General features: G+C 74.4%; 2 protein-coding genes. Both read left to right on the top strand.

Features of this window, described 5'->3' with window-relative positions; all coding sequences use genetic code 11:
* On the top strand, window positions 1-1,656 hold a 1,656-nt coding region (gene hypF / locus SACSA_RS0117515), incomplete at its 5' end, for a carbamoyltransferase HypF (RefSeq protein ID WP_019819034.1).
* 29 nt (window positions 1,657-1,685) lie between these two features.
* Window positions 1,686-2,379 (top strand): DMT family transporter (locus SACSA_RS0117510; protein ID WP_019819033.1); only part of this gene is annotated, 694 nt, incomplete at its 3' end.

The raw sequence follows: 2,379 nt of genomic DNA, 5'->3' as shown, positions 1-2,379 counted from the left end.
ACGGCCGAGCTGCTCCGCGCGGGCCACGTCGTGGCCGTCAAGGGCCTCGGCGGCTACCACCTCGCCGCCGACGCCACCAGCGAGGCCGCCACGGCGGCCCTGCGGAGCCGCAAGCACCGCGTGGACAAGCCGTTCGCGGTCATGGTGCCCACGCCGGAGCACGCCCGCGCGCTCTGCCAGGTCGACGCCGTGGCCGACGAGCTGCTCGGCGACCGGCGCGCGCCGATCGTGCTGCTCGACCGTCGCGATCCGGAGTCCGACCCGATCGCCCCGTCGGTGGCTCCGGGCACCCGGGAGCTGGGCCTGATGTTGCCCTACACGGGCCTGCACCATCTGCTGCTCGCCGAAACCGGGACACCGCTGGTGCTCACCAGCGGCAACGTCGCCGACGAGCCCATCGCCTTCCGGGACGACGACGCCCTGGCCCGGCTGTCCGGGATCGCGGACGCGCTGCTCACCCACGACCGGCCGATCCACACGCGGGTCGACGACTCGGTGGTGCGGCCGTGGCGCGGTGGCGCGCTGCCGGTGCGCCGCTCGCGCGGCTACGCGCCCGCGCCGATCACCTGCGCGTGGGAGTTCCCGCGTCCGGTACTGGCCTGCGGCGCGGAGCTGAAGAACACCGTGTGCCTGGCCCGGGATCGCAGGGCGGTGTGCTCGCACCACATCGGTGACCTTGAGGACGCCGGGACACTGGCCGCCTTCACCGAGGCGATCGCCCACCTCGGCAGGCTCTTCGACACGACTCCTGACGTCGTGGCCCACGACCTGCACCCCGAGTACCTGTCCACGAAGTACGCGCTCGACCGCGACGACGTCGAGACGGTGGGAGTCCAGCATCATCACGCGCACATCGCGGCATGCCTGGCCGACAACGGTGTCGACGGCCCGGTCATCGGGGTCGCCTTCGACGGCACCGGCTACGGCACCGACGGCACGATCTGGGGCGGCGAGTTCCTGCTCGCCACGCTGGCCGGGTTCGAGCGCGTCGGCCACTTCGGCCCCGTGCCGATGCCCGGCGGGACCGCGGCCGTCCGGCAGCCGTGGCGGATGGCCGCCGCCTACCTGCGCGACGTCGCCGACGCCGACCTGGGGGAGCTGCCCGTGGTGCGCCGCGACGAACGGCGGTGGGGACAGGTCCGCGCGCTGGCCCGCTCGGGGGTGCACGCGCCGCCGACCTCCAGCGCGGGACGGCTGTTCGACGCCGTCGCCGCGGTGCTGGATTTGCGCGAGGTCGTCACCTACGAGGGACAGGCGGCGATCGAGCTGGAGCAGCGCGCCGAACGGAGTCACCCGGGCTCGTATCCCGTCCCGGTCTCCGAGGAGCTGATCGTCGACGTCACCGCCCTGGTGCGCGCCGTGGTGGACGACCGGCTGCGGGGCACCGACCCCGGTGTCATCGCCGCCCGCTTCCACAACAGCCTCGTCTCCGTCGTCACGCGGGTGTGCGCGGCGGTGTCCGATCGCACGGGGGTTCGGCGGGTGGCGCTGTCCGGCGGGGTGTTCGGCAACCGCCTGCTGGCCGACCGCACCGTCGCCGCGCTCGAACGGGCGGGCATGATGGTGCTGACCCATACCCGCGTGCCGTGCAACGACGGCGGGATCAGCCTGGGGCAGGCGGCGGTGGTGGGCGCCCGCGACCGCGCCGCGGGCTGAGGGAATCCCGCCGAGTCGAGGAGAACACCGTGCTCACCGTGCTGCTCGCGGCGTTGGCGGCACTCGCCAACGCGCTCGCCTCGGTCCTGCAGCGGATCGGCGCGCGCCGCCAGCCGTACGCCAGGCCGTTCTCCCCGGCACTGGTGTGGGATCTGGCGCACCAGCCGCCGTGGCTGGCGGGCACGGGCGCGATGCTCGCCGGTTTCGCCCTCCAGGTGGCCGCGTTGTCGACGGGACCGATCGCGATGGTGCAGCCGATCCTGGTGGCGGAGCTGGGCTTCACGCTGCTGCTGTCGAGTGTGCTGATGCGGGCGTCACTGCACCGCAGGGAGGTCACGGCGGTGGTCGGCATGATCGTGGGCATCGCGGTGCTGCTGGTGGCGCTGCGCCCGGCGGGGGGCAGCACCCGTGCGGTGACCGGCCCCACATGGCTGCTCGGCTGCGGGTTCACCCTCGCGGTGATCGCCGCGCTCGTGCTGGTGGCCCGGCGGTACCGGCACGCCCTCCGCGCGGCCTTTCTCGGCGTGGCCTCGGGGCTGTTCTTCGGGTTCCTCGCCGTGCTCGTGGCCGGGGTGACCGGCGCGTTCGCCGGGGGCGTGCCCGCCGTGCTCGGGGCGTGGCAGACCTGGGCGGTGCTCGTGGCGGGCCCCGCCGGGTTCCTGCTGCTCCAGGCCACACTGCGGGCGGGCAGCCTGGTGGCCTCCCAGCCGGGGCTGACCCTGG

The organism is Saccharomonospora saliphila YIM 90502 (assembly GCF_000383795.1).
Taxonomy (GTDB): domain Bacteria; phylum Actinomycetota; class Actinomycetes; order Mycobacteriales; family Pseudonocardiaceae; genus Saccharomonospora; species Saccharomonospora saliphila.
Note: the sequence above shows the minus strand (reverse complement) of the source record. Positions and strands in the feature narration are given on the sequence as shown.